Here is an 18,813-nt window from a genome sequence, read left to right on the forward strand (position 1 = left end):
AGCGCCGTCCTGACCTGGGGGGCTGGCTGCTCACGACCCTGACGTCTCGGACGTCGTCCGGCTCCGGCGCACGCGCCGTGCGCGGAGCACCACGAGCACGACGAGCAGGACGAACCCTCCGAGAGCCACGGCGACCCACCCCGACCCGGTCGCGCCGGCGAGCGCCGCGGTCCACGCCGCCCACCCGACGGTCGCGTAGATCGTCGCGTGGACGAGGCAGCCCACCACGAGCGCGGGCAGGTACCGCGTCGCGAAGGGCATGCGGGTCAGACCCGCGGCGGCGTTGACCACGGTCTTGGTGCCGACAGCGCAGAAGCTCATCGGCACGGCGAGCACACCCCAGCGGTGGACGAAGGTCGTGGCCCGCTGCGCTCCGGGCGTCAGCGACCAGGCGTGGACCCGTGCCAGGACCCGGTTGTCGGGTCGGGCGCCGTCGAGGGTCGTGCCGGCGACGGCGCGCGCGACCCCGTAGGTGACCAGCGTCCGGACGAAGGCCACAGCGAAGAAGAACCCGAAGATGCCGGCGAACGGTGCGCTCTCCAGCTGATCAGGCATGGTGCGCACGCCCTCGGATCAGGACGTGGCTGCGGCGGCGGCGCAGTCGGAGCAAGTGCCGAACAGCTCGATGGTGTGCTCGATCTCGGTGAAGCCGTGGGTCGAGCCGACGAGGGTCGCCCAGGACTCGACGGTCGGGCCGTCGATCTCGACCGTCGCACCGCAGCTGCGGCAGACCAGGTGGTGGTGGTGCTCGGAGCGCTCGCACCGACGGTAGAGGCTCTCGCCCTCAGCGGTCCGCAAGACGTCGACCTGCTTGGCGTCGGCCAGTCCCTGGAGGGTCCTGTACACCGTCGCGAGGCCTGTGCTGTCGCCGCGGGCCCGCAGGATCTCGTGGAGCTGCTGCGCGCTGCGGAAGTCCTCCACGGACTCGAGCAGGTCCGCGATCGCGGTCCGCTGCCGGGTCATGCGCTGCATCTGGGGGCTCCCTGGTCGAGTGTGACGTCGTCGAGTATATCGGGGTGGGGGTCGCGCGACTCTGTGCGGCGCCTCACCACGAGCGGCCGCAGGGCCGCCACGACGGCGTACAGGGCGATCGCCAGGACGACGATCATCGCGCCGGGAGACTGCGGCAGCCAGTACGTGATGGACAGCCCGACGACGCACACGGCGACACCGATCCCGACAGCCACCATCATCGTCCGGCGGAACGACGTGGTGACCAGCTGCGCCACGGCGACAGGGATGATCATCAGCGCGCTGACGAGCAGCAGACCGACCACGCGCATCGACACCGTGACGGTCAGTGCCGCGATGATCGCGATCGCGATGTTGAGCCCGCGGACCGGCAGACCTGAGGCACGTGCGAAGTCCTCGTCGTGGGAGACGCTGAACAGCGCCGAGCTGAGCCCCACCCCGACGAGCAGGATGATCGCGCCCAGGCCGATCGTCAACCACAGATCGGTGATGGTCACCGTCGAGATGGACCCGAAGAGGTACGACATGAGGTTCGCGTTGGTCCCGCCAGCGATCCCGATGATCAGCACACCGCCGGCGATGCCGCCGTAGAACATCAGCGCGAGTGCCACGTCTCCGCTCGTGCGTCCGCGCTCGCGGACCAGCTCGATCGCGACCGAGCCGAGGACTGCGGCGACGACGGCGCCGGGGATCGCGAGGGCGTCGCTCTTTACGAGGCCCATCGTCGAGCCGACGAGCCAGCCGACGGCGACACCTGTGAGCGCGATGTGCCCGATCCCGTCGCCCAGCAGCGAGAGCTTGCGCTGGACGAGGTAGGTCCCCATGACCGGCGCTGTGAGGCCGACGATGATCGCAGCGGTGAGCGAGCGGCGCATGAAGGGGTCGGTGAGCATGCCGCTGAGCTCGGCGAAGAAGGTCGTCATGAGGGGAATCCTGTGTCCTGGATGAGCGACGAGCCGGGCTCTTCGTCGTGGTGCGGGTGCACGTGGTCGTGGCCGGGGGCGCCGTGGTCGCCGAGCGGGACCAGAGGCGCTCCGTCGTGCACCTTGGTGCCGTGCTGGAGCACGACGGTGCGCGAGATCAGCGGTGCGAAGGTCCCGAGCTCGTGGAGGACCACGAGGATGGTCGTGCCCAGCTCGACGAGGGCTGTGAGGGTCGCGGCGAAGGCTTCTTGGCTCGGGTGGTCCACCCCGGCGACGGGCTCGTCGAGGACGAGCAGGTCAGGCTTGCGGGCTAGGGCACGTGCGATGAGCACGCGCTGCTGCTGCCCGCCGGACAGCTCTCCGACGGCGCGGTCGGCCCGGTCGGCGAGACCGACCCGCTCGAGCGCGTCGAGGGCGTCGGCGCGTGCCGAGCGTGGCAGCCGGATGCGACGCCCGTAGAGCAGCCCTGACGAGACGACCTCGAGGGCTGTCGACGGCACGCCCGTCGAGGCGCTCACGCGCTGCGGGACGTAGCCGATGCGCTGCCAGGGGACGTCGCGGCCGAGCGGGGTGCCGTGGATGGCGACGGTGCCGTGCGTGGTCGGCAAGATCCCGACGAGCGAGCGGACGAGCGTGGACTTGCCCGAGCCGTTGGCGCCGAGGAGCGCCACGACCTCGCCCGAGCGGACCGTGAGGTCGATCCCGCGCAGGATGTGGCTGCCGTCGATCGACACGTGGATGCCGTGCGCCTCGATCGCTGGGGCGGCCGACGAGCCGGGGCCGTCGCTCGCGCTGGTCTCGTCGGAGGTGATGGTCTGGCTCATGCGCAGCCCAGGCCTGCCTGGAGCGCCTCGAGGTTGGTCAGCATGACAGAACGGTAGTCCCCGTCGGGGTCGGACAGGCTCTCGATCGGGTCGAGGACGGCGCTCGTGATGCCGAGGTCGGAGGCGAGAGTCTCGGTGACCTTCGGGCTGACGAGCGTCTCGAAGTAGATGGTCGTCACGCCGCGGTCCTTGATGATCGAGGAGACCTCCTTGAGGCGCGCGGGCGACGGCTCGGCCTCGGGGTCGATGCCTGAGATCCCGACCTGCTCGAGCCCGTAGCGCTCGGCGAGGTACCCGAATGCCTCGTGCGAGGTGACGAGCAGCTGAGAGTCGCACTGGGCGAGGCCCTCGGTGAAGGTTGTGTCGAGCTCGGTCAGCGAGGCTGCGAGCTCTTCGCCGCGCTGCGCGTAGGTGTCGGCGTTGTCGGGGTCGATCGCCGACAGCTCGGCGACGACGTCGGCGCTCACGGCTGCGAGGCGCTCGGGGTCGAGCCAGAAGTGCGGGTCGAGCGCGCCGTGGTCGTGCCCGTCGTCGGCCGAGTGCTCTTCGCCCTCGTGCTCGTCGCCCTCTTCGCCCTGGAGCTCGTGCGCCTCGAGGTCCGCCGAGTCGGCGGCGTCGACGACGTGGGCGGGCTCGCGCTGGGCGATCGCGTCGTCCACGGCCGGCTGGAAGTCGGAGAGGTAGACGACGAGGTCCGCCTCGCCGACGCCGCGTGCAGCGGCGGGGGAGAGCTCGAGGTCGTGCGGCTCGGCACCCGAGGGCGTGAGCGAGCTGACGTCGACCAGGTCGCCGCCGATCTCCTGGGTGATGAACTGGAGCGGGTAGAACGAGGCGAGCACCTGGAGGCGTCCGTCGTCCGGGGTGTCCGAGCTGCTGCAGCCGGTGAGGGCGAGCGCAGCGCCTAGGGCGCTCACCGCGAGGGCAGCTGGGACACGAGACCGGGACATGTTCATGAGCATCATTCTCAATTGTGCGGGGGAGGGGTGTCAAACCCCTGCGCTGTCTCGTGGGTCACGGGGGTGCCGGGAGCGACCGGGTCCCAGAGGACCTCGTCCGGGCGGCGCTGCCAGAGGGTCTGCGGACCGTCGGGACTCAGGGCGTCGGTGAGCCAGAGCGTCTCGCCAGGTGCCCACCCCGCGAGCACGGTCGACGTGCCACGGATGGCCCCTCCCGGGACCGGCACCGCTCGACCGGCAGTCGACAGGTAGCCGCGGACCGTGAGGTGGACGGCGTCGAGATGGTGGGACGCCGCCTCCCAGTCCGGCATCCACCATGCGGTGTCGACCCCTGTGGCCTCCCACCAGCAGCTGCGCCGCGACCTGCTGACGTCGAGCGGGAACCGAGCCACCAGCCGCGCGAGGTCGTCCGGGCCGTCGATCTCGTAGACCTCGACCGGGTGCTCGGTACGCAGCGGCCAGGTCCTGGCCCGGTCCCACCCGAAGCTGTCTTCTGTGGTGGAGAGCCCGCTGGGCCCGAGAGAGGGGACGACCGCAGAGGTCACGACAGGACGCGCGGAGAACGGGGGCGACCACCAGTCGCCGCCGATCGCGTGCCGGGCCCCACGGTCCGAGCCGATGTGCCGGGCCTCCGCCTCGTCCTGCGCAGCACGCCACGCGGCGAGCCTGCGGTCCACCCCGGTGAGCGGTGAGCGTGCTGAGGGGACCTCGTCGTCGAGCATCTCGACCTCGTGCAGGTCTTCGGTGTCGACCGGGGCCGTCCACCACCTGGTCGCCGGGGAGGTGACGAGCAGCTCGGCGACCTGTCGGAGTGCCTCACGGCCGACCGGGAGCGCGAGCGCGAGGTCCCACTCGTCGGGTGGCTCCCAGTACCGGGCGGCGTCGACCGAGGCCGTGAGCGCGAGGGACACGCTCTCGACGGAGAGGTCGAGCGGGACCGTCCCGGTGGCGCGCGACCTGCCAGGTGCCTCCTCGTCAGGGGCGAGCGGCGGGCGGCCTGTCTCTCGTTCGTGCGCTCGCTCCGCGACCTGGTCTGGTGTCGCTGCGACCAGCGTCAGCGCACCGAGGATCTTCGCGAGCCTTCCCGACATGAGCCTGGGGTCGTCGTGGCAGCGCCACGGCACCTGCCAGACCTCGAGGACCTGGAACGCGATCTCCAGGCACACGCGCCTGCCGCGCGGGCCGGCCAGCAGGTCGTCGAGGACCAGCGGTGCAGTCTCCGTGCCGTGCGCCGCCGTCGGCCGCCGGCCGGGGGCATCGTCTGCCGGCTGTGCGCTGGTCACGTCAGCCACGGCCCATCGCGGCGAGCTGCTGGGTCGCACGCTCGATGCTCGCCTCCGTCTTGACGAAGGTGAAGCGGATGCTCGACCTGAACAGTGCTGCAGTCTCCGAACCGGCACGGCAGAACGCGCTCACGGGTACACCGACTACCCCGGCGAGCTCTGGCAGCCGCCGCGCGAGGTCGACCCCGTCGTCGTAGCCGAGGGGAGCGCCATCGGCCACGACGAAGTACGTGCCCTGCGGCACGACGACGTCGAAGCCGGCCGTCACCAGCCCGTCGCACAGCAGGTCCCGGCGCCGTGCGAGCGACGACGCGAGCGCCTGGACCGCCTCCTCCCCGCGAGGGTCGGTGAGCGCGAGCGCGACGGCCGGCTGGAACGGCGCACCGTTGACGTAGGTGAGGTACTGCTTCACGGTGCGGATCGCGGTGACCAGGTCGGCGCGCGCGTGCAACCAGCCGATCTTCCATCCCGTGAGCGAGAAGGTCTTGCCGGCCGAGGAGATCGTCACGGTCCGGTCTGCCATCCCCGGCAGGGTTGCCACCGGGACGTGCGCTGCGCCGTCGAAGGTCAGGTGCTCGTACACCTCGTCGGTCACGACGATCACGTCGTGACGCTGCGCGACGGCCGCGATCTCCTCGAGCTCCTCCCGCGTCAGGACCGTGCCGGTGGGGTTGTGCGGGGTGTTGACGAGGATGATCCGGGTCTGCGGTCCGATGGTCTCCCGCAGCGCCTCGACGTCGAGCGCGAAGCGGGCAGGTGGCTCGGCGTGCTCTCGACCTGCGGCGGGCTCCCGGACGTCCGTGCTCGTCGAGACGGCAGCCCGTCGCAGCGGCACCGTCCGGTGGACGGCCCCCGCGAGCGCGATCGCCGCCGCGTGGGAGTCGTAGAAGGGCTCGAGGGTCACGACCTCGTCCCCGGGCTCGCAGAGTGCGAGCAGCGTCGCGGTGATCGCCTCGGTCGCGCCGGCTGTGACGAGGACCTCGGAGCTCGGGTCGACGTGCAGCCCGTAGCGGCGCTCCTGGTGCTGGGCGACCGCGCGCAGCAGCTCGGGCGTGCCCGGCCCTGGCGGGTACTGGTTGACCCCGGCGCGGATCGCGCTGACCGCAGCCTCACGGACGAACTCCGGTCCGTCGTCCTCGGGGAAGCCCTGCCCAAGGTTGATCGCCCCGGTCGAGGCCGCCAGCGCGGACATCTCGGCGAAGATCGTCGGTGCGACGGACCCGTCGGGTGCGAGCAACCCTGCGGCCTGGGCGGTGCGGTACCAGGCGCCTGCCGGTCGTGGTGTCGTCATGGTGCTCCAGGTGCTGGTCGCTGGTGAGTCAGGCTCTCGGTCGTCCTCGATCTGTCCTGGCCAGGCTAGCGAGGTGAGCCAGGGGCGCGGGCGCTCGTCCGCGCAGGCTGTGGACGGGAAGCCGGTGCGGCCTCGGTGTGGACGGCCGGGCCGTCGCGGGCGAGCCCGACGCAGGCCGGGCACGCGCCGGCGAGTAACCTGGGAGCCGGCGCACGACGTGCGTCGACCACCTCTGCCCCACGAGCCACGTGCGGGCACCGATGTTCTTGGAGTGATCACTGTGGCCCAAGCGCCCTCCCGTCTCGATGCCGCCATCTCCCTCGCGAAGCGTCGTGGCTTCGTCTTCCAGTCCGGCGAGATCTACGGAGGTTCGCGCTCCGCCTGGGACTACGGGCCCCTCGGTGTCGAGCTCAAGGAGAACATCAAGCGCCAGTGGTGGCGGACGATGGTCACCAGCCGCGACGACGTCGTCGGCCTCGACTCGGCAGTCATCCTGCCGCGCAAGATCTGGGAGGCCTCCGGCCACGTCGGGGTGTTCACCGACCCGCTGACCGAGTGCCTCTCGTGCCACAAGCGCTTCCGCGAAGACCAGATGCTCGAGGAGTTCGAGGAGAAGAAGGGCCGCGCCCCCGAGGGCGGCCTCGCCGAGATCGCCTGCCCCAACTGCGGGACCCGTGGGCAGTGGACCGAGCCGCGCGACTTCAACATGATGCTCAAGACCTACCTCGGCCCCGTCGAGGACGAGTCCGGGCTGCACTACCTGCGCCCCGAGACCGCGCAGGGCATCTTCGTGAACTTCGCCAACGTCGTCGGTGCGAGCCGCAAGAAGCCGCCCTTCGGCATCGGCCAGATCGGCAAGTCCTTCCGCAACGAGATCACGCCCGGGAACTTCATCTTCCGCACGCGCGAGTTCGAGCAGATGGAGATGGAGTTCTTCGTCGAGCCCGGCACGGACGCCGAGTGGCACCAGTACTGGATCGACCTGCGCACGGCCTGGTACGTGGACCTCGGCATCAGCCGTGACAACCTGCGCCTGTACGAGCACCCGCAGGAGAAGCTGTCGCACTACTCCACGCGCACCGTCGACATCGAGTACCGCTTCGGCTTCACAGGGAGCGAGTGGGGCGAGCTCGAGGGCATCGCGAACCGGACCGACTTCGACCTCAAGACGCACTCGGAGCACTCCGGCAAGGACCTCAGCTACTTCGACCAGGGCAAGAACGAGCGCTGGGTCCCGTACGTCATCGAGCCCGCGGCCGGTCTGACCCGCTCGCTCATGGCGTTCCTCGCCGAGGCGTACACCGAGGACGAGGCCCCCAACGCGAAGGGTGGCGTCGACACCCGCACCGTGCTCAAGCTCGACCCGCGCCTGTCGCCGGTCAAGGCCGCAGTCCTGCCGCTGTCGCGCAACGAGCAGCTCTCGCCCAAGGCGCGCGACCTCGCGGCCGAGCTCCGCAAGCACTGGAATGTCGACTTCGACGACGCCGGTGCGATCGGGCGCCGCTACCGCCGCCAGGACGAGATCGGCACGCCGTTCTGCATCACGGTCGACTTCGACACCCTCGACGACCAGGCGGTGACGATCCGCCACCGCGACGACATGTCGCAGGAGCGCGTCGCCCTCGACCAGGTCACCGCGTACCTCGGCGCCAGGCTCCTCGGAGCCTGACGCCTGCTGGGCGCCGCGCCACGCGTCGTCCGGTGCTGCCGCGTCTGACGCCCGCGTCTCGGCCCTCCACGGGTCGTGGCGCGGGCGTTCGTCGTCCGGGGGAGAGGTGTGGCAGACCGTGCCCGGCGGGTGTCGTCGTGTGACCATCGTCGGGTGCCCTCCGACGCCCACCTCGACGACCGCCCGCTCGCCGTCCGCGCCGTCGCCTCCGTGCGCACCTCGCGGTGGCGCGGTCGACAGTTGCGCATGTGCCGCTACGACGCGCTGCACCACGACGGCCACGTCGAGACCGACGTGCGGCTCACCGTCATGTACCGACGGTCCCCAGCAGACTTCGAGACGGTGTCGCGGACCGTGCACCACAGCTGCCCCGAGGTCGGCACGGGAGCGTGGGTCGACGCCGCCGGTCGCGTGGTTGACGGTCCTGGTCCCCTCGACCACCCGGGCTGGCCCCGCAACGGTCGCCGGGTGCCGTGGCCGATGCCTGAGGCTCGCCCCGACCCGCGGCGCGCGGCACGGTGGCGTGCGGCTCTGGGTGGCGCAGCGCTCGTCGTCGGGATCGTGCTCCTCGTGGGGACTGCGGGCGACGGACCCGTCGGTGCGCTCGGTGCGCTGTCCGCGCTCTGCGGAGCCGCAGCCCTCGCGACCCTGCTGCGGGATGGGACGCGCCGGCGCTGACCTGCCGGACCGGTGGTCTGCTGCACGGGCAGGGCAGGGCGCAGAGCAGGTGTCAGTGCCCCTCGACGGGCGTGTTGGCGACCGGGTGGCCGTCCGAGTGGCGTGACGAGTCCGCCGTCAGGTCGCCGCGCAGCGTGACCGCCGCGAGCACGCAGCACCCCGCGAAGACGACGGCCCCGGCCACGACAGGGATCACTAGGTCGACCGCTGCCAGCACGCCGCCCAGGGCCGACCCGACCGCCAGCCCCAGGAGCCCGAGCACGCGCGCGGTGGCCCCGACGCGTCCGAGCAGCTCGTCCGGGACCAGACGCTGGCGCAGCGAGAGGGCACAGATGCTCCAGATGACCGCGTGCAGGATGTACAGCGCGAGCAGCACGCCTGCGACCAGCGGGTCCCTCGTCAGGGAGAGCCCTGTGAGCGTCACCGCGGCGAGGGCGAGGCTGGCGACGATCGTCCACCTGTAGCCCAGGCGACGCCGCAGCCGAGGCGCGAGGGCAGACCCGAGGAGCCCACCGAGCGCAGAGAAGGCGAGCAGCAGGCCGTATCCGGTGCCGTCCAGCCCGAGCCGCTCCTCGGCGACCAGGACGAGGATCGAGAACGGCAGCATGTACCCGACGCTGGCCAGCGCCCCGACCAGCGCGAGGCTGCCCACGACCCTGTGGTGCGCGAGCCAGACGATGCCGGCACGAGCCTCTGCGGAGACCGACGGGCGGGGCACGACGGCGTCCGCAGATGCCCTCGACGGTCGACGCACCGGCAGAGCGAGGGCGACGAGGCCCGCAAGCGCCCACAGCCCTCCCATCGCGAGGACGGGGGCAGCCGCCGCGAGCGCGAAGAGGAACCCACCGAGCGGTGGACCGGCGAGCTCGTCGGCGATGAGCTGACCCGCAGCGATCCGGCTGTTGGCGGTGTCGAGACGGTCGCGGCCGACGAGCGAGGGCACCATGGTCAGGGCCGCGCTGTCGACCATGCTCTCCAACGTCCCGACGACGGCCATCGTCGCGTAGAGGAGGACCAGCGACGAGACGCCGAGGTGGACCGTGAGCGCCAGGGCCACGAGAGCCCCACCCCGCAGCAGGTTGGCGGTCACCATGAGCGTGCGGCGGTCTGCCCGGTCGACCCACACGCCGACGGGCAGCGCCACCAGGAGGCGGACGAGGGCGTAGAGCGTCGCGAGCCCTGCCACGAGACGAGGGTCGTCAGTCATGGACGCCGCAAGGAGCGGCATCGAGACGAAGGCGATCCCGTCAGCCAGGTTGGACAGCGCGTTCGCACTCCAGAGCACGGAGAACATGCGGCCTAGGGGCATCGGTCCACCTGAGAGGTGAGGGCGACCGAGCCGTGGTCGTCCGGTGAGCGTGCCACGAGGAGCCCTCCCATGCCTCTGCTCAGAGAGCAAGCGTGGCCCGGCGCACATCTCGGCGCGCCGGGCCAGGCTTGATCGGCTCGTCCCTGGCAGGCGTCGTCAGCCTGCTCCAGGGACCGCCGTCCCTACTTGATGAAGAGCATCTCGCGGTACTTCGGCAGCGGCCAGACGGCGTCGTCGACCTGGGCCTCGAGGGCGTCCGCATAGCTGCGGGCCGTCTCCATGAGGGTCCGGACCGAGGACGCCGAGTGCTCCATGTGGGCCTTGGTGTCCGCGAAGTCGTGCTGCGCGAGCGCGGACTCCAGCTCCGTCACGGTCGAGAGCAGCAGGTTCGCGTTCTCGGCGATGACCTTGACCTGCGTGGTGTCGAAGGACACCCCGACCTCGTTGGCGACCGAGTACGTGGTCGCCAGGTCTGCGGCGTACTTGAGGGCGGTGGGGTAGATGACCGTCCGGGCCATGTCGATCACGAGGCGAGCCTCGACGGCGATCGAGTTGATGTACTGCTCGGAGTACACCTCGTACCGGGCGTTGAGCTCGACCGCCGAGAGCACGCCGGTGCGCTCGAAGAGCGCGATGACGTCAGGCTCGGTGTAGACCGGGAGCGCCTCGGCGCTCGTCGGCAGGTTGCGCAGGCCACGCTCGGACACAGCAGCCTCGTGCCAGTCGGAGGAGTAGCCGTCGCCGCCGAAGACGGCGTCGCCGTGCAGCTCCATGAGCTCCTTGACGACGACAGCGACGGCCTCGGGGCGCGTCAGCCCGGCGTCGAGCTGCTTCTCGAGCTGGTCGGCGACCCAGGTGAGGGAGTCGGCCAGCATGGTGTTGAGGGCTGTGAGCGGCCCGGAGATCGACTGCGAGGACCCGACGGCGCGGAACTCGAAGCGGTTCCCCGTGAAGGCGAAGGGCGAGGTGCGGTTGCGGTCGCCCGGGTCGCGCTGGAAGTTGAGTATCTGCGACAGGCCGAGGTCCATCATGCCGCCGTCGGTCGAGACCGAGATCTTGCCGGCCTTGATGTCGTTGTAGACACCCTCGAGCTGGTCGCCGAGGTACACCGAGAGGATCGCCGGGGGCGCCTCGTTGGCACCGAGGCGGTGGTCGTTGGACGCCGACGCGATGACGGCGCGCAGGAGCGGGCCGTACTTGTGCACGCCGCGGATGACCGCACCGCAGAAGAGCAGGAAGTTGAGGTTGTGCTCGGGCGAGGTCCCCGGGTCCAGCAGGTTGCCCTGGGTCGAGTTCCCGACCGACCAGTTGACGTGCTTGCCCGAGCCGTTGAGGCCGGCGAAGGGCTTCTCGTGCAGCAGGCACAGGAACCCGTGCTCGGCGGCGGTCGCCTTCATGACGGTCATGAGCAGCTGCTGGTGGTCCGCGGCGACGTTGGCGGACTCGTGGTACGGCGCGATCTCGAACTGCCCCGGGGCGACCTCGTTGTGGTGGGTCTTGGCCGGGATGCCCAGGCGGTAGAGCTTCTCTTCGAAGGCCTGCATGAAGACCTGGACGCGCTCGGGGATCGCCCCGAAGTAGTGGTCGTCGAACTCCTGGCCCTTGGCGGGCGGGGCGCCGAAGAGCGTGCGGCCCGAGAGCAGCAGGTCCGGGCGGGCGGCGGCGAAGTGCTGGTCGACGAGGAAGTACTCCTGCTCAGGGCCGCAGCTCGCGTCGAGCGGTGCGATGTCGGTCTCGCCCATGAGCGTCAGGACCCGGCGCGCGGAGGCGTCCATCGCGGAGATCGAGCGGAGCAGCGGGATCTTCTTGTCGAGGGACTCCCCGGTCCAGGACATGAAGACCGAGGGGATCATCAGGGTCGCGCCGTTGGCGGTCCACATGATGTACGCGGGGCTCGTCGGGTCCCAGGCTGTGTAGCCGCGCGCAGCGTTCGTCATGCGCAGCGAGCCGTTGGGGAAGGACGAGCCGTCGGGCTCGCCCTTGATGAGCAGGCTGCCCGTGAACTCGGTGATCGCGTGACCGTCGGAGTTGGTGACGATGAACCCGTCGTGCTTCTCGGCCGTGATGTTGGTGAGCGGGTAGAACACGTGCGAGAAGAACTTCGCGCCCTTGCTCATCGCCCAGGTCTTCATCGCGGCGGCGACGATGTCAGCCGTGGCCGGGTCGAGCGGCTCGCCGGTCTTGACGGTCTTCTTGACGGCCTTGAAGGCGGTCTTGGAGAGCGCCTCCTCCATCTTCGCGAGGTTGAAGACGTCGGTCGCCCAGGTCTCGCTCAGCGGCTGCGTCTCGGCCGTCTGCACGGCGGGGCGGTTGAGGACCTCGGTGATCGCCTGGCTTCGGACGTGGTTGGCAGTCATGATCCAGCTCTCCATCGGTGACATTCGCTCTGGGCACGCTAAGGCCCGTGTGTTTCATGGAAGGGCCCCAGTGTTTCAGGCATGTTTCGTGACCGCTCCGCGAGAGCCCGCCTCGATCACCCTGGGCGGAGCCGTCGGACGGCCACGTCGAGCCACCGAGCACACGTCGTCCTCCCCGTGCCAGGTGCGAAGACCTGACCTAGGGTGGTCGGCATGATCTTCCAGGGGGCTGAAGGCACATGACACTGGGCAAGGTGCTCGTCGTCGACGACAACTACGACATCTGCGACCTGCTCGCGCTCAAGCTCACGAACGCGGGCTTCGACGTCACCCAGGCGAACGACGGGATCACCGGTCTCGAGCTCGGGCTGAACGGGTCCTTCGACCTCGTGGTGCTCGACGTCATGATGCCGGGCATGTCCGGCATCGACGTGCTCCGCAGGCTCCGTGACGCCGAGCAGACCGCGACCACCCCGGTGCTGCTGCTCACCGCGAAGACCCAGGAGCGCGACGTCGAGTCGGGCTTCGGAGCAGGCGCCGGGGAGTACATGACCAAGCCCTTCAGCCCCCGGGAGCTGCTCGTACGCGTCAAGGCGATGCTCGCACGCAGTCAGTCCTGACGTGCTGACGCTCTCCTGGTCGGTGCTGATCGGCACGCTGGTGGTGCTCGCCGTGTGCTGTACGGCGCTGCTGGTCGCGACAGTCGCCGTGAGGCTCTCCCGAGCACGCCGGGCGCGGCGCCACGACGAGCGCACCGCCCAGGTGAAGCCCCTCGTCCTGGAGGTCCTCACCGCCGAGGACGAGGAGGTCGCGCCGGCCTGCGAGGCCGTCGCAGCGCTCCCTGACGCGCTGTGGCCCGCTGCCGAGACCTTCGTCCTGGCCGCCTTCGACTCTGTGCGCGGCGAGGTCCGTGACGCCCTCGTCCAGGTCCTCATCGCGCGGGGCACGCTCGACCGCGCCCTGGCCGCCACCCAGTCCCGCAGCGCCGTCAGGCGGGCTCGGGCCGCCGAGGTGATCGGGATCGTCGGGCACGTCTCCGGACGACGAGCTCTCGTCCGCCTTCTGTCCGACCCGAACATCGAGGTCCGCACCGTCGCCGCCCGTGCTCTCGGGCAGATCGGCGACCCGCACCTCACGTCGATCCTCCTCGACTCCCTGCGCCCGGGATCCGACGTCCCGCCGAGCGTCGTGGGGACGGCGCTCCTCGGGTCGGGCGAGACCGACACGGCCGCCCTCGAGGCCGGTCTCGCCGCCGACGACGAGGTCGTCCGGCTCACAGCCATCGCCGTGTCGGCGGAGCTGCTCGTCCTCGCGACAGCCCGAGCCGTCGCAGACCGCGGGCTGACCGACCCGTCGGTGACGGTCCGGGTCCAGGCTGCCCGAGCGCTCGCGCGGCTCGGCGGTGCCTGGGCCGTCCCGGCACTCGCGGCCGCGACCGTCCCGACCGAGGCGTCTGTCGTCAGGGTCGCGGCGACGCGCACCCTGGCCGAGATGCCCTTCCCGCCGGCCAGGGCGCACCTCGCCCTGCTCCGAGACGACGACGACCCCGACGTCCGCCGGCTCGCCACCGCTGCGACACCGTCCCGCGAGACCGCAGGAGGCGACCGATGACGCTCGACCCGGTGCGGGACGCCCTCCTGACGTTCTTCGACGTCTCAGGCCCGTGGCTCCTGCTCTACTTCTTCCTCATCAACACCTCGTACCTCGTGCTCATCATCCTGGCGAGCGTGAACTTCGGCAGGCACCTGCGGCGCACGCAGTTCTCCGGGACGACGAGCGCCGCACGGTCGCCCCTGACCCCGGGGGTCTCCGTCCTGCTGCCCGCGTACAACGAGGCGAACGTCATCCTCGACTCGGTGCGCTCGGTCCTCGACCTGCGGTACCCGGACCACGAGGTCGTGGTCATCAACGACGGCAGCACCGATGCGACCCTCGAGAGGCTCGTCGAGACCTTCGGCCTCGTGCGCAGCGGGCGGGACGTCGCGGGGCGGATCGAGGTCCGCGGGGCGGTGCGTGACGTGTGGGTCCCCGCCGACGAGAGCATCCCGCTGGTGGTCGTCGACAAGGAGAACTCCGGGCGCTCGGACAGCCTGAACATGGGGATCAACGTCGCCTCGCGCGACCTGGTCGTCATGGTCGACGCAGACTCCGTCCTCGACCCTGACGCACTCCTCGTCGTGTCCAAGCCCTTCGCCGACGACCCGCAGAACGTGGTCGCGACCGGCGGGGTCATCCGCGCGGCGAACGGCTGCCGCGTGGTCGGCGGCCGTGTGGTCGACGTGCGGATGCCACGCTCGGTCGTGGCACGCATCCAGGTGGTCGAGTACCTCCGCTCCTTCTTGCTCGGCCGTGCCGGGTGGTCGCAGGCCGACGCGCTCATCCTCATCTCGGGGGCCTTCGGCATGTTCCGACGGGACATCCTCCTCGAGGCCGGCGGGCTCGACGCCGACTCGATCGGCGAAGACTTCGAGCTCGTCATGCGTATCCACAAGATGATGAAGGACTCGAAGCGCGACTACAGGGTCGTGTTCGTCGCCGAACCCGTGAGCTGGACCGAGGTCCCCGACACCCTCGCGGTCCTCGGACGTCAACGACGTCGCTGGCACCGTGGTCTGTGGGAGGTCCTCTGGGGCTACAGGCGCATGACCTTCAACCCGCGCTACGGGCGCATCGGAATGGTGGCGCTCCCGTACTACTGGTTCTTCGAGCTCTTCGCCCCGCTCCTCGAGGTCGTCGGCGTGATCGTCGTCCCGCTCGGGCTGCTCCTCGGGGTGGTCAACGTCCCGTTCGCCGTGGCCTTCCTCCTCGTGGCCTATGTGTACGCCTTCTTCGTCACCTGCGCGGCGCTGCTCGTGGAGGAGATCTCGTTCCACAGGTACGCCCGCTGGCGCGACCTCGGCGCGATCGTCCTCGCTTCCGTCGCCGAGAACATCGGCTACAGGCAGCTCACCGCGCTGTGGCGCCTGCAGGGATGGTGGGCCAGCCTGCGCAAGAAGAAGGCCGTCTGGGGGACCATGACGCGGGCCGGCTTCGGCAGCAGCTGACGCCCTCTCGGCCCGCTAGGTGAGGGTAGCCTTGCCGCGATGATCTCCTCCCCAGCACCGTGCGCGCGGACCACCTCAGCAGACACGACGGACGACGCCTGCGGTCCTCGGGAGCGAGCATGAGCGACCGACAGCCCGACGGTGCGTCCCGCAAGCCACGCCGCGTCGGCTGCGCGCGGATCTCTCGCGACCTCGACGAGCCGATGGCAGGAGCCGCGGGCCGGGCAGACGCATGGGTGCTCGTCGAGCACCCTGGTCCCTGGCCCTCCGAGGCACCCGAGGGCATCCTCCCCGACGCGGTGATCGAGCACCTGGGGCAGCCTGGCGTCAGGGTGGTGCTCGTCCGCCGCCCGCGCTCGCGAACCGTCACCAGGCCCGCCTGCTTCGTCGCGTCGACGCACCCCGACGGCCCCTGGGTCCGCCGTGTCGAGATCGAGACCTACGACGACCTGCTGACGCTCGACGTGGCGGCCGCCGCCGCCGGAGTCCGACCCGTGGCGGGGGAGCCGCACGACCTCCCTCTCGTCCTCGTGTGCACCCACGGGCGTCGCGACGTGTGCTGCGCCGAGCTCGGCCGGCCGTTGCTCCCCGGCATGTCCGCACGGGACGACGTCGACGTGTGGGAGTGCACCCACGTGGGCGGCGACCGCTTCGCCGCGAACGTCGTGCTGCTGCCGCACGGCCTGCACTACAGCCGTCTCGTCGACGAGAGCGCCGCCGCGGTGCTCGACGCCTACGTCGACGGACGGGTGGTCTCCGAGCACCTGCGGGGACGCTCGGCCTTCAGCCAGCCGGCCCAGGTGGCCGAGCACGCCGTGCGGCAGCACACCGGCATCACCGAGGTCGACGGCTTCGCGATCCTCTCCGAGCAGGTGGACAAGGACGGCACGAGCGCACGCGTCGAGATCCGTCACCTTTCGACGACCTTCGTGGTCTGCGCGGAGCGCACGCCGACACCGGGCGCCCCGGAGACCCACGCCTGCGTGCGGGGCGTCGAGCCCGCCCGGTGGAGCTCGTGGCGCGCGAGCAGCGTCGAGGAGATCGGCGGGTGCTGAGGCTCACGGCATGCTCGGGGCCGTCCCGCGTCCCCTAGCCGAGGGCAGGCGGTCGTCCGGTCGCATCGGTGACAGGCATCTCGTCCGCCGGAGCACCCGCCTCTCGCGGCGGCGGTGGGATACTGGAGCAATGACTTCCACGACCACCCTCGAAGCGACCGGCGCGCCTACGGACGGGCCGGGCACGTCCGCCCAGGCCACGCCGTTCCTCCCGCCGCTGCGCATCGGCCAGCACACTGTGCCGTCGCCCGTGGTCCTGGCACCCATGGCGGGCGTGACGAACACGGCCTTCCGCAAGCTCTGCCGCGAGCACGGACCGGGCGGTCTGTACGTCGCCGAGATGGTCACGTCGCGCGCGATCGTCGAGCGCAACGAGCAGGCGCTGCGCATCGTCACCTTCGAGGACGGTGAGTCGCCCCGCTCTGCCCAGGTCTACGGCGTGGACCCGGCTACCGTCGGCGCAGCCGTCGAGATCATCGCGGGCGAGGGGCGTGCCGACCACGTCGACCTCAACTTCGGCTGCCCGGTCCCCAAGGTGACCCGCAAGGGCGGTGGCGCGGTGCTGCCGTGGAAGCGCGAGCTCTTCACCCGCATCGTCGACGCGGCCGTCGAGGCCGGCGCACGGCACGACGTCCCGGTGACCATCAAGATGCGCAAGGGGATCGACGACGAGCACCTCACGTACCTCGAGGCCGGCCTCATCGCCGAGCAGGCCGGTGTCGCGGCCGTCGCGCTGCACGCCCGCACCGCTGCCGAGTACTACTCAGGGACGGCCGACTGGTCCGCGATCCGCCAGCTCAAGGAGACCGTCACGAGCATCCCGGTGCTCGGCAACGGCGATATCTGGTCGGCCGAGGACGCTCTCGAGATGGTCCGCCAGACCGGCTGCGACGGCGTGGTCGTCGGACGCGGCTGCCAGGGGCGCCCGTGGCTCTTCGCCGACCTCATGGCCGCCTTCAACGGTTCGGACGAGCGGGTCACCCCAGGCCTCGGCTACGTCGCCGAGACGATCTACAGGCACGGTGAGCTCATGGCCGAGTTCTTCCAGGACGAGGACAAGGGCACCCGCGACCTCCGCAAGCACATGGCCTGGTACCTCAAGGGCTACGCCGTCGGCGGCGACGCGCGACGCGCCCTCGCGATGGTCTCGACCCTCGCCGAGCTGCGCACGCACCTCGACACCCTCGACCACGACCAGCCGTACCCCGGCAAGGACGCGGAGGGTCAGCGCGGACGCCAGGGCAGCCCGAAGAAGCCGCACGTCCCCGACGGCTGGCTCTCGTCCCGCGAGCTGAGCGACGAGCACCGCGCCAAGCTGCTCGAGGCCGAGCTGAGCGTCTCGGGCGGCTGACCCGCCAGGCTGCTGATGCCTCGGTGGGGTCGACCGCCTCCGCGCAGCAGGCCTTGTCAGACCCGGCGGACCTCGACGCGTCGAGCCAGCGCTGCGGCGTGCTCGGGTGTCGCGGTCCTCGCGCCGAGGTCAGTGGTCGTCACGGCAATCGCCCCTGTCGCCGCGCCGAGTGCGAGCGACTCGAGGGTCGCCCCGCCGGCCAGGTGCGCGGCGATCATGCCCGCGACGAAGCCGTCCCCGGCGCCGTTGGTGTCGACCACGACGTCGACAGGAGCGGTCCCTACCTCGATGAAGCCGTGCTCGTCGAGGGCCAGCGCGCCGCGGGAGCCACGTGTGCACACCGCGAGCCTCGCTCCGCGCGAGACGCGGTCGCGCAGGTAGGCGTTCGGGTCGTCCAGGCGAGACTCGCTGACGACCACGACGTCTGCCCCGTCGGCGAAGGGGCGCTGGAACTCCTGCTTCCCGTCATCGTCGTGCACGTCGCACCACACCGGCACCCCGAGAGCCCGGGCCTGCGCGATCAACGGGATGCTGCTGGCGGCGAGGTCCAGCACGGCCACGGCTGCACCGTGCAGGGAGGCACCTGTGTCGGGGGCCTCTGGGGCGTGCGGCAGCTCGAGGTAGATCGAGAGTCGACCTCCGTCAGCCGCCATGAGATTCAGATGACGCTCACTCCTCCCCCCGTCAGCCTCGGCGGTCTCGAGCCTGATGCGCTCGTGCGTGAGGGCGGCGCGGACCAGGGCGCCCGGCTCGTCGTCTCCCAGGATCGTCCGCAGGACGACGTCGACGCCCAGCGCCGCGAGCGAGACGGCTTTTCCCGCCGAGGTACCACCGAGACCGTCGCGGTACCCGGACGCGAAGATGGTCTGGCTGACCGGTCCCGGGAGCGACTCCACCTCGACGAGGGTGTTCCAGGACGCCGGACCGTTGACGAACACGTGGCTCATGGCTCGAGCCTACGGTCGCCGAGGCATACGCCCGGTACGCCGCCGTGCGGTGACCACCCGTGGTCAGGAGGCGGTCCGCCCGACCCGCCGCAGGAGATACCGGCCAGACGCGCCGCAGGGGGCGGCCCCAGACGGGACCGCCCCCTGCGGGCGT

17 protein-coding genes are annotated in these 18,813 nt (G+C 70.9%); 7 read left to right on the top strand and 10 right to left on the bottom strand.

Annotation, left to right across the window (positions count from 1 at the left end; translation table 11 throughout):
- Nucleotides 1–30 precede the first annotated feature (30 nt).
- The 7 genes from HZZ10_RS02600 to HZZ10_RS02630 are packed head-to-tail and all read right to left on the bottom strand — an operon-like array spanning nucleotide 31 to nucleotide 6,249.
- Nucleotides 31–555 carry an SNARE-associated domain-containing protein gene (locus HZZ10_RS02600; RefSeq protein ID WP_179912295.1) on the bottom strand — a complete coding sequence of 175 codons (525 nt, stop codon included), beginning with the start codon at nucleotides 553–555 and terminating at the stop codon, nucleotides 31–33.
- A gap of 18 nt (nucleotides 556–573) precedes the next feature.
- Nucleotides 574–972, bottom strand: a complete 399-nt coding sequence (locus tag HZZ10_RS02605) for a Fur family transcriptional regulator (protein ID WP_056131658.1) — start codon at nucleotides 970–972, stop codon at nucleotides 574–576.
- Nucleotides 960–1,895, bottom strand: coding sequence for a metal ABC transporter permease (locus tag HZZ10_RS02610; RefSeq protein WP_056131662.1), 936 nt, complete (start codon nucleotides 1,893–1,895; stop codon nucleotides 960–962). Before HZZ10_RS02610 ends, HZZ10_RS02605 begins: the two co-directional genes overlap by 13 nt.
- The gene (locus tag HZZ10_RS02615; protein WP_179912296.1) at nucleotides 1,892–2,719 is read right to left on the bottom strand and encodes a metal ABC transporter ATP-binding protein; all 828 of its coding nucleotides are present in this window, start codon (nucleotides 2,717–2,719) and stop codon (nucleotides 1,892–1,894) included. Before HZZ10_RS02615 ends, HZZ10_RS02610 begins: the two co-directional genes overlap by 4 nt.
- A complete protein-coding gene (locus tag HZZ10_RS02620; RefSeq protein ID WP_179912297.1) occupies nucleotides 2,716–3,681 on the bottom strand; it encodes a metal ABC transporter substrate-binding protein in 966 nt (321 codons plus the stop codon). Before HZZ10_RS02620 ends, HZZ10_RS02615 begins: the two co-directional genes overlap by 4 nt.
- A 2-nt stretch (nucleotides 3,682–3,683) precedes the next feature.
- Nucleotides 3,684–4,958 (bottom strand): hypothetical protein, encoded by a 1,275-nt coding sequence (locus HZZ10_RS02625; protein ID WP_179912298.1) that lies wholly within the window; start codon nucleotides 4,956–4,958, stop codon nucleotides 3,684–3,686.
- Between the two features lies 1 nt (nucleotide 4,959).
- The gene (locus tag HZZ10_RS02630; RefSeq protein WP_179912299.1) at nucleotides 4,960–6,249 is read right to left on the bottom strand and encodes an aminotransferase class I/II-fold pyridoxal phosphate-dependent enzyme; all 1,290 of its coding nucleotides are present in this window, start codon (nucleotides 6,247–6,249) and stop codon (nucleotides 4,960–4,962) included.
- Between the two features lie 280 nt (nucleotides 6,250–6,529).
- On the opposite strand from HZZ10_RS02630, the gene HZZ10_RS02635 reads away from it, so the two are divergent.
- Nucleotides 6,530–7,918, top strand: coding sequence for a glycine--tRNA ligase (locus tag HZZ10_RS02635; protein WP_179912300.1), 1,389 nt, complete (start codon nucleotides 6,530–6,532; stop codon nucleotides 7,916–7,918).
- Between the two features lie 153 nt (nucleotides 7,919–8,071).
- The gene (locus HZZ10_RS02640) at nucleotides 8,072–8,596 is read left to right on the top strand and encodes a hypothetical protein (RefSeq protein WP_179912301.1); all 525 of its coding nucleotides are present in this window, start codon (nucleotides 8,072–8,074) and stop codon (nucleotides 8,594–8,596) included.
- A gap of 52 nt (nucleotides 8,597–8,648) precedes the next feature.
- On the opposite strand, the gene HZZ10_RS02645 is transcribed toward HZZ10_RS02640, so the two are convergent.
- Nucleotides 8,649–9,905 carry an MFS transporter gene (locus HZZ10_RS02645; RefSeq protein ID WP_179912302.1) on the bottom strand — a complete coding sequence of 419 codons (1,257 nt, stop codon included), beginning with the start codon at nucleotides 9,903–9,905 and terminating at the stop codon, nucleotides 8,649–8,651.
- Between the two features lie 182 nt (nucleotides 9,906–10,087).
- Nucleotides 10,088–12,262, bottom strand: coding sequence for a glutamine synthetase III family protein (locus tag HZZ10_RS02650; protein ID WP_056133955.1), 2,175 nt, complete (start codon nucleotides 12,260–12,262; stop codon nucleotides 10,088–10,090).
- A gap of 239 nt (nucleotides 12,263–12,501) precedes the next feature.
- On the opposite strand from HZZ10_RS02650, the gene HZZ10_RS02655 reads away from it, so the two are divergent.
- The 5 genes from HZZ10_RS02655 (at nucleotide 12,502) to dusB (ending at nucleotide 17,712) form a co-directional block, all read left to right on the top strand.
- The gene (locus tag HZZ10_RS02655; RefSeq protein ID WP_179912303.1) at nucleotides 12,502–12,882 is read left to right on the top strand and encodes a response regulator transcription factor; all 381 of its coding nucleotides are present in this window, start codon (nucleotides 12,502–12,504) and stop codon (nucleotides 12,880–12,882) included.
- Nucleotide 12,883: 1 nt separating this feature from the next.
- Entirely contained in the window at nucleotides 12,884–13,873 is a 990-nt protein-coding gene (locus HZZ10_RS02660) for a HEAT repeat domain-containing protein (protein ID WP_179912304.1), read from the top strand.
- Nucleotides 13,870–15,306, top strand: a complete 1,437-nt coding sequence (locus HZZ10_RS02665) for a glycosyltransferase family 2 protein (RefSeq protein WP_056131682.1) — start codon at nucleotides 13,870–13,872, stop codon at nucleotides 15,304–15,306. The genes HZZ10_RS02660 and HZZ10_RS02665 overlap by 4 nt, the downstream gene beginning before the upstream one ends.
- Before the next feature lie 119 nt (nucleotides 15,307–15,425).
- Entirely contained in the window at nucleotides 15,426–16,361 is a 936-nt protein-coding gene (locus HZZ10_RS02670) for a ferredoxin family protein (protein ID WP_179912305.1), read from the top strand.
- Between the two features lie 130 nt (nucleotides 16,362–16,491).
- Nucleotides 16,492–17,712 carry a tRNA dihydrouridine synthase DusB gene (dusB, locus tag HZZ10_RS02675; RefSeq protein WP_179912306.1) on the top strand — a complete coding sequence of 407 codons (1,221 nt, stop codon included), beginning with the start codon at nucleotides 16,492–16,494 and terminating at the stop codon, nucleotides 17,710–17,712.
- Between the two features lie 56 nt (nucleotides 17,713–17,768).
- Here dusB and HZZ10_RS02680 read toward each other — a convergent pair whose 3' ends face one another.
- Nucleotides 17,769–18,659: a carbohydrate kinase family protein gene (locus HZZ10_RS02680; RefSeq protein WP_179912307.1), complete on the bottom strand. Its 891-nt coding sequence runs from the start codon at nucleotides 18,657–18,659 to the stop codon at nucleotides 17,769–17,771.
- Nucleotides 18,660–18,813: the final 154 nt, after the last annotated feature.

The organism is Sanguibacter inulinus (assembly GCF_013415325.1).
GTDB lineage: Bacteria > Actinomycetota > Actinomycetes > Actinomycetales > Cellulomonadaceae > Sanguibacter > Sanguibacter inulinus.

Excerpts from the sequence above, each read along its gene's own strand:
- HZZ10_RS02600 (WP_179912295.1), bottom strand. The coding sequence starts at position 555 with ATGCCTGATCAGCTGGAGAGCGCACCGTTCGCCGGCATCTTCGGGTTC.
- HZZ10_RS02605 (WP_056131658.1), bottom strand. The coding sequence starts at position 972 with ATGCAGCGCATGACCCGGCAGCGGACCGCGATCGCGGACCTGCTCGAG.
- HZZ10_RS02610 (WP_056131662.1), bottom strand. The coding sequence starts at position 1,895 with ATGACGACCTTCTTCGCCGAGCTCAGCGGCATGCTCACCGACCCCTTC.
- HZZ10_RS02615 (WP_179912296.1), bottom strand. The coding sequence starts at position 2,719 with ATGAGCCAGACCATCACCTCCGACGAGACCAGCGCGAGCGACGGCCCC.
- HZZ10_RS02620 (WP_179912297.1), bottom strand. The coding sequence starts at position 3,681 with ATGATGCTCATGAACATGTCCCGGTCTCGTGTCCCAGCTGCCCTCGCG.
- HZZ10_RS02630 (WP_179912299.1), bottom strand. The coding sequence starts at position 6,249 with ATGACGACACCACGACCGGCAGGCGCCTGGTACCGCACCGCCCAGGCC.
- HZZ10_RS02645 (WP_179912302.1), bottom strand. The coding sequence starts at position 9,905 with ATGCCCCTAGGCCGCATGTTCTCCGTGCTCTGGAGTGCGAACGCGCTG.
- HZZ10_RS02650 (WP_056133955.1), bottom strand. The coding sequence starts at position 12,262 with ATGACTGCCAACCACGTCCGAAGCCAGGCGATCACCGAGGTCCTCAAC.
- HZZ10_RS02655 (WP_179912303.1), top strand. The coding sequence starts at position 12,502 with ATGACACTGGGCAAGGTGCTCGTCGTCGACGACAACTACGACATCTGC.
- HZZ10_RS02665 (WP_056131682.1), top strand. The coding sequence starts at position 13,870 with ATGACGCTCGACCCGGTGCGGGACGCCCTCCTGACGTTCTTCGACGTC.
- HZZ10_RS02670 (WP_179912305.1), top strand. The coding sequence starts at position 15,426 with ATGAGCGACCGACAGCCCGACGGTGCGTCCCGCAAGCCACGCCGCGTC.
- dusB (WP_179912306.1), top strand. The coding sequence starts at position 16,492 with ATGACTTCCACGACCACCCTCGAAGCGACCGGCGCGCCTACGGACGGG.
- HZZ10_RS02680 (WP_179912307.1), bottom strand. The coding sequence starts at position 18,659 with ATGAGCCACGTGTTCGTCAACGGTCCGGCGTCCTGGAACACCCTCGTC.